Origin of the sequence: Microbacterium paludicola (assembly GCF_015235415.1) — a bacterium.
Lineage (GTDB): Bacteria > Actinomycetota > Actinomycetes > Actinomycetales > Microbacteriaceae > Microbacterium > Microbacterium paludicola.
In genome coordinates this window covers 52,872-59,348 of the sequence record NZ_JADGLL010000018.1, presented here as the reverse complement: position 1 = coordinate 59,348, position 6,477 = coordinate 52,872, and the positions used below count along the sequence as shown (strand labels likewise).

General features: G+C 71.8%; 8 protein-coding genes. 3 read left to right on the top strand and 5 right to left on the bottom strand.

Annotated elements, in window-relative coordinates:
* Positions 1-300, top strand: a 300-nt coding sequence (locus tag IR155_RS08985) for a PQQ-dependent sugar dehydrogenase (protein WP_167760747.1), incomplete at its 5' end; no start/stop codon positions are given.
* 32 nt (positions 301-332) lie between these two features.
* Here the strand turns inward: IR155_RS08985 and IR155_RS08980 are convergent.
* From IR155_RS08980 to IR155_RS08960, 5 genes are all read right to left on the bottom strand, one after another.
* The gene (locus IR155_RS08980) at positions 333-1,463 is read right to left on the bottom strand and encodes an AMP-binding protein (RefSeq protein WP_135114498.1); all 1,131 of its coding nucleotides are present in this window, start codon (positions 1,461-1,463) and stop codon (positions 333-335) included.
* A 4-nt stretch (positions 1,464-1,467) separates the two neighbouring features.
* On the bottom strand, positions 1,468-2,379 hold the full coding sequence (locus tag IR155_RS08975; protein ID WP_167760746.1) for a 1,4-dihydroxy-2-naphthoyl-CoA synthase: 912 nt from the start codon (positions 2,377-2,379) through the stop codon (positions 1,468-1,470).
* Between the two features lie 123 nt (positions 2,380-2,502).
* A complete protein-coding gene (locus IR155_RS08970) occupies positions 2,503-3,312 on the bottom strand; it encodes an LLM class F420-dependent oxidoreductase (protein ID WP_135114496.1) in 810 nt (269 codons plus the stop codon).
* A 68-nt stretch (positions 3,313-3,380) separates the two neighbouring features.
* Positions 3,381-4,367, bottom strand: coding sequence for a permease prefix domain 1-containing protein (locus tag IR155_RS08965; protein WP_135114495.1), 987 nt, complete (start codon positions 4,365-4,367; stop codon positions 3,381-3,383).
* A gap of 23 nt (positions 4,368-4,390) precedes the next feature.
* Positions 4,391-4,720, bottom strand: coding sequence for a PadR family transcriptional regulator (locus IR155_RS08960; RefSeq protein ID WP_135114494.1), 330 nt, complete (start codon positions 4,718-4,720; stop codon positions 4,391-4,393).
* 78 nt (positions 4,721-4,798) lie between these two features.
* Here IR155_RS08960 and IR155_RS08955 point away from each other — a divergent pair, with 78 nt between their 5' ends.
* Complete coding sequence (locus IR155_RS08955) at positions 4,799-5,353, top strand: GNAT family N-acetyltransferase (protein WP_135114493.1); 555 nt, start codon at positions 4,799-4,801, stop codon at positions 5,351-5,353.
* Complete coding sequence (locus IR155_RS08950; protein ID WP_135114503.1) at positions 5,350-6,363, top strand: o-succinylbenzoate synthase; 1,014 nt, start codon at positions 5,350-5,352, stop codon at positions 6,361-6,363. The genes IR155_RS08955 and IR155_RS08950 overlap by 4 nt, the downstream gene beginning before the upstream one ends.
* Positions 6,364-6,477: the final 114 nt, after the last annotated feature.

Genomic DNA, 6,477 nt, shown 5'->3' with positions numbered 1-6,477 from the left:
GATCGGGGCTTCGCCGACCCGCTGCTGCAGTGGCCGACCGCGAAGGCGAGCCCGAGCGGCATGGCGATCATCGATGACGTCATCCTGATCGCGAACCTCCGCGGTGAGCGGCTGCGGGCGATGTCGGTCGCCGCGCCCGAGCACAGCGCCGACCTTCACGCCGGGGAATTCGGGCGGCTGCGGGATGTCGCGGCGGCGCCACACGGCGGCGTCTGGATCCTCACGAACAACACCGACGGCCGGGGTTCGCCCGGCCCGGACGACGACCGCCTGATCCGCATCGACCTGCCGAGCGGCTGAGGCGCGGAGACCCTGGCCGCGCGGTGCCGACGCTAGCCTGCCGCGATCGCCGTCAGCGCCCGGCGGTCGGGCTTGCCCGAAGCCAGGCGGGGCAGCTCGTCGAGCAGCAGGATGCGCGACGGCCGTGCGGGCTTGCCGAGCTGGGCGGCGACCGCCTCGCGCGCGGCAGCGAGCGCGGCATCCGGATCGGGCACGCCCGCCCGGGCGGCCACGATCACCGGCGTCTCGCCCCAGCGCTCGTCCGGAGCACCGACCACGACCGCGTCGAGCAGCTCGCGCACGATCCGCTCGACCCGGTCGAGCGAGACGTTGACGCCGCCCGACACGATGACGTTGTCGATCCGGCCGGTCACCCGCACGATGCCGTCGTCGACCTGGCCGGCGTCCCCCGTGCGGTACCAGCGCGTGCCGGCGTCGTCCCGCACGAAGATGCGCTCGGTGAGCTCGTCGTCGCCGAGGTATCCGTCGGCCAGCGTCGGGCCGCTGATCCGCAGCTCGCCGTCCACCGCCGCCACCGTGACGCCGTCGAGCGGCACGCCGTCGTAGACGCACCCGCCCGCGGTCTCGCTGGATCCGTAGGTGCGGACGATCCGCGCCCCCAGCTCCGCCGCCCGCTCCCGCAGGGCGACCGGAAGCGCCTGACCGCCGATCAGGATGGCCTCGAACGACCTCAGGGCACGGGCCACGTCGGCGTCATCGTCCGCCGCGTCGACAAGCGTCTGCAGCTGCGCGGGCACGAGTGACGTGTAGGTCGGCACGCGCTCGCCCCCGCGCGAGGAGTGCATGCCCGAGACGACATGTGCGAAGGCCGCGGGCGAGAACCGACCGGCGAGGACCGCGGGCTCGGTTCCCTGCACCAGCGAGCGCACAAGCACCTGCACCCCCGCGACGTACGAGGCGGGCAGCGCCAGCAGCCACTGGCCGGCGCCGATCCGCTCGGCCGTCGCGAGCGCGCTGGAGGTGAGTGCCGCACGCGACAGCATCACGCTCTTCGGCACGCCGCTGGATCCCGAGGTCGTCACAACGACCGCGGTGCCGGAGGAAACCTCGTCGGGAAGCGCCGCGGATGAGCCGAGCGCGACCGCCGGGCCCGCGCCGAGCGCGGCGCGAAGCGCGCGCAGCACATCGCGCGGGTCGTCTGAGCCGAGCCGGTCGAGCCTCATGAGCTCAGTAATGCCAGGGGTACGGCGACCAGTCGGGCTCGCGCTTCTCGAGGAACGAGTCGCGGCCCTCGACGGCCTCGTCGGTGCCGTAGGCGAGGCGGGTGGTCTCGCCCGCGAAGATCTGCAGGCCGGGAAGGCCGTCGTCCACCGCGTTGAACGCGAACTTCAGCATCCGGATCGCCGTGGGCGACTTGGTCAGGATGACCCGCGCCATCGCGATCGCCTCGCGCTCGAGCTCGGCGTGCGGGACGACGCGGTTCACGGCGCCCATCTCGTACATGCGCTGCGCGGAATGCTCCTCGGCGAGGAAGAAGACCTCGCGCGCGAACTTCTGGCCGATCTGGCGCGCGAAGTACGCCGACCCGTAGCCCGCGTCGAAGGATCCGACATCCGCATCCGTCTGCTTGAAGCGGCCGTGCTCGGCCGAAGCGATCGTGAGGTCGCACACGACGTGAAGCGAGTGCCCACCGCCCGCGGCCCAGCCGGGCACAACGGCGATGACCACCTTGGGCATGAACCGGATGAGCCGCTGCACCTCGAGGATGTGCAGCCGCCCGGCGCGCGCGGCGTCGGTGACCGAGGTCTCGTCCTCGCTGTACTTGTACCCGTCGCGGCCGCGGATGCGCTGGTCTCCGCCCGAGCAGAACGCCCAGCCGCCGTCCTTCGGGCTCGGCCCGTTACCCGTCAGCAGCACCACGCCGATCCGCGGATCCTGTCGGGCGGCGTCGAGCGCGCGGTACAGCTCGTCGACCGTCGCGGGCCGGAACGCGTTGCGCACCTCGGGGCGGTCGAACGCGATGCGCGCGATCCGGCCGTCCTTCGACACATGGGCGGTGATGTCCTGGTACGCCTCGGATCCGGGCGCGGCGTCCCACTGGGACGCGTCGAACAGATCGGAGACGAAGGTGTCGGTCACGCGCTCCAGCCTATTCTCGACGTCCTGACCGCCGAGCAGGCATCCGCGCCGCCAGACAGCATGCGGGCGCATGCCCGCTCGGCGCGCCGATGCCTGCTCGGCGCTCGGTCGTCGACCCGGGGCTCAGCCGTTGAGGCCGTCGCGCCAGGCGAGCCAGCGCCCGACGCCGTCGAAGTCGATGTCGGGGCCCGAGACGCCGATCGTGAAGAGCCGCACGCCGGCGTCGAACAGCGCTTGCGCGTCGGACTCGTCGCGCCCCTTCAGCTCGTTCGAGATGACGAGCGACGCGGTGTCGCGCTGCTCCTTCTCGGCCCAGGTCTCGATGATGCCGAGCTTGCGGGGCAGGTCCTCGGGCGAGACGAAGCTGTGCCAGATGTCCGCGTGACGCGCGACGAGGCGAAGGGTCTTCTGCTCCCCCGCGCCGCCGATCAGGATCGGGATGTCGCGCGTGGGCTCGGGGTTCAGCTGCGCCCAGCGCGACTCGATGCGGGGAAGCGCCTCGGCGAGGTCGTCCAGGCGGGAGCCCGCCGTTCCGAACTCGTAGCCGTACTCGGTGTAGTCGCGCTCGAACCATCCCGATCCGGTGCCGAAGATGAAGCGACCGGTGTCGCCGCCCTTCTTCGAGATGTGGTCGATCGTGCGGGCCATGTCGGCCTGCAGGTCGGGGTTGCGGTACGAGTTGCAGTTGACGAGGGCGCCGAACTCCACGCGCTCGGTCTGCTCGGCCCACGCGGCCAGCATGCTCCAGCCCTCGAAGTGGGTGCCGTCGGGATCGCCCGACAGCGGGAAGAAGTGATCCCAGTTGAGCAGGATGTCGACGCCCATGTCCTCGAGACGCGTCACCGCGTCTCGGATCACGGCGTACGACGCGTGGTGCTGGGGGGCGATCTGCACGCCGAGGCGCACGGGGATGTCAGTCGCGAAGTCAGGCATGGCGCCAGATTAGTGGCGCCGCGAAGGCCCCGGGGCGGGATGCGGGATCCCGGCCCGGGGCCTCGTCGTCAGCGGGCCGAGACCCGCAGCCGGCGGAAGGCGTCCCACACCGACCAGACGCCGATGCCCACGATCACCACCCCGAGGAAGACGGTGAGCACCTGCAGCGCCGTCGCCGGGATGGGCAGGACGGTCTCGATGAACGCGGGGTGGATGAGCCGGCCCTGCACGAAGAGGATCATCGCCAGGATCGTGCCGACCGCGGTCACGACCGCGCTCGCGATCGCGAGGCCCCGCGTCCATCGACGGCGGATGTAGCCGAGGAGCCCGATCAGCGCGGAGGCGGCGGTGAGGGCGAGGCCGACGGCGATCCACCACGGCCACAGGTCGTCGTGCAGGAAGGGGATGCGCCGCCCCTCGGCGACCGGCCCGAACACCACGCCGAAGGCGCGGTCCCAGAACACGAAGCCCGTCGCGAGTGCGAGCCAGACGAACGAGGCGACGACGTCGCCGAGCGACTCGCGCCGCTGCGCGGTGAGCGGCAGCAGATCCGGGTTCCACGGGCCGATCCCCTTCGCGCGCTTCGGGCGGATGGCCGCATCGCGCTCGAGGATCGCGAACACGAGCGTCACCCAGAAGGCGACGTGCACGGCAACGGAGAGCGCCAGCCCGATGGCGCCGCCGATGATGCCGCCGATCCGGTCGCCGAGGTCGCCGGTCGCACCGTCGGCGAAGGCTCCGGAGAGCGCGCCGCCGAGCGCCGCGAAGGGAACGACGATCCAGAGCAGCAGGATGAGCAGCCGCTTCCAGTCGGCGAAGTACTTGGGGCCGATGAGGTGAAGCGGCCGGTCGCTGTACTTCGCGGCGAGGATCTCGGGGTCGCCGAGCTCGGTGAGCACGGCGCGCTCGGCGGCTGCATCCGGCTCGCCGCCGGCGAGGCGGTCGTCGAGCTGATCGGCGATGGAGGCGCGCAGCTCGGAGGCGATGTCGTCACGCGAGGCCTGCGGGACGGAGCGCGTGGCGGCCTCGACGTAGCGGTCGATGAGTTCGGACATTCGTGTTCCTCCTTGGAACGGGTTCAGTCGGAGAGTCCGCCGAGCGCGCCGGAGATCGCGCGCCAGTCGGAGAAGAGGATGTCGGCGAGGGCGGTGCCCTCGGTGGACGTGCGGTAGAACTTGCGGGGCCGCGCCTCGTCGGTGTTCCACTCGCTCGTGAGGTACCCCTGCTTCTCGAGCCGGCGCAGCAGCGGGTACAGCGTGTTGGCATCGGCGGGGAAGCCCGCCGCGTCGAGCTGCTCGAGCAGGCCGTAGCCGTAGCCGGGCGAGCGCAGCATGCTCAGGCAGGCAAGGACGAGCGTGCCCCGGCGCAGCTCCTGCCGGTGGGTCTCGATGTCGTCGCGTTCGCTCATGTCCATCACATTACTGTGTGGCACACACTATTGCAACGGCAACATTGTTAGTCGTTGCGATCTGGATAGCCTGACCGCATGCAGACCCTCGACGACGGCGCCGTCCTGCGCCGCGCCACCCCCGCCGACGTGCCGGGGATCTTCGCGCTCATCACCGAACTCGCCGTCTACGAACGCGAACCGGACGCGGTCGAGAGCACCCCCGAGCTGATCCACGAGGCGATGTTCGGCGAGCGGCCGACCGTCTACGGGCACGTCGTCGAGCGCGATGGCGAGATCGCCGGCATCGCGATCTGGTTCCTGAACTTCTCGACGTGGACGGGGCGCAACGGCATCTACCTCGAGGACCTGATCGTCAGCGAACGCCACCGCGGGCGCGGCTACGGCCTGGCGCTGATGCGGGCGCTCGCGCGCGAGTGCGTCGAGCAGGGCTACACCCGCTTCGAGTGGGTGGTGCTCGACTGGAACGAGCCGGCCATCCGGTTCTACCGGGCGATCGGCGCGGTGGGCATGGACCAGTGGAGGGTGCAGCGTCTCGACGGCGCGGCGCTCGCGGCGCTCGCGGCAGGCCGAGCCGGGCGGGGCAGGATGAGAGCATGCACCGCATCGACAGCCCCGAGCCTGCCGCGATGACGCCGCAGCTCTCCGACATCCTCGCCTCGCTGCGGGTGGTGTCGCTGCCGCTCGTGACGCGCTTCCGCGGGGTGGATCATCGCGAGGCCGCGCTCATCGAGGGGCCGGAGGGATGGGCGGAGTTCTCACCCTTCCTCGAGTACGGCGACGAGGAGGCGGCGACCTGGCTCTCCGCGGCGGTCGACTTCGCCTGGCAGCCGCAGCCCGAGGCGCGGCGCACCGCCATCCCCGTCAACGCGACGATGCCGGCCGTGGCCGCCGACCGGGTCCCCGACGTGCTCGCCCGATACGACGGCTGCCGCACGGTGAAGGTGAAGGTCGCCGAGCCCGGACAGTCGCTGGATGAGGATGTCGCGCGCGTGCGGGCGGTGCGCGCCGCGATGGGGCCCGAGGGGCGCATCCGGGTCGATGCGAACGGCGGCTGGAACGTCGACGAGGCCGAGCACGCCGCGCACGCGCTTTCCGAGTTCGACCTCGAGTACCTCGAGCAGCCGTGCGCCACGGTGGACGAGCTCGCCGAGCTGCGCGAGCGCCTTCACCGCTGGGATCTGCCGATCGCCGCGGACGAGAGCGTGCGCAAGGCGCAGGATCCGATCGCGGTCGCGCGCGCGGGAGCGGCCGACCTGATCGTCGTGAAGGCGCAGCCGCTGGGCGGCGTGCGGAGGGCCCTCGAGATCGTCGCGGAGGCCGGGCTGCCCGCGGTGGTCTCCAGCGCGCTGGACACGTCGATCGGCCTGTCGCAGGGCGCCGCACTCGCGGCCGCCCTGCCCGAGCTCGACTTCGACTGCGGCCTCGGCACCGCGTCGCTGCTCGCCGCCGACGTGGTGCGGGATCCACTCCTCCCCCGCGGCGGGGTGATCCCTGTCGGGCGACTCACGCCCGATCCGGCACTGCTCGACCAGCACGCCGCGTCGCCGGAGCGCCGACAGTGGTGGCTCGAGCGGATCGAGCGGTGCTACGCGGTGCTCGCAGGTCGCGGGGAGCCTGAGGTCCCGGCTTCGACTCGCTGACGCTCGCTCAGCCCGTTTCGACGTTCGTTCGCTGGCGCTCACTTCCGCTCAACGAGCGGGGGAAGGCTCAGCGATCTCGCTCGTTGAGCGGGGCGTCGGCGCGAGCGTGCGAGC

Coding starts and splice junctions, on each gene's coding strand:
- IR155_RS08980 (WP_135114498.1), bottom strand. CDS start 1,463: ATGAGGCTCGACCGGCTCGGCTCAGACGACCCGCGCGATGTGCTGCGC.
- IR155_RS08970 (WP_135114496.1), bottom strand. CDS start 3,312: ATGCCTGACTTCGCGACTGACATCCCCGTGCGCCTCGGCGTGCAGATC.
- IR155_RS08965 (WP_135114495.1), bottom strand. CDS start 4,367: ATGTCCGAACTCATCGACCGCTACGTCGAGGCCGCCACGCGCTCCGTC.
- IR155_RS08960 (WP_135114494.1), bottom strand. CDS start 4,720: ATGAGCGAACGCGACGACATCGAGACCCACCGGCAGGAGCTGCGCCGG.
- IR155_RS08955 (WP_135114493.1), top strand. CDS start 4,799: ATGCAGACCCTCGACGACGGCGCCGTCCTGCGCCGCGCCACCCCCGCC.
- IR155_RS08950 (WP_135114503.1), top strand. CDS start 5,350: ATGACGCCGCAGCTCTCCGACATCCTCGCCTCGCTGCGGGTGGTGTCG.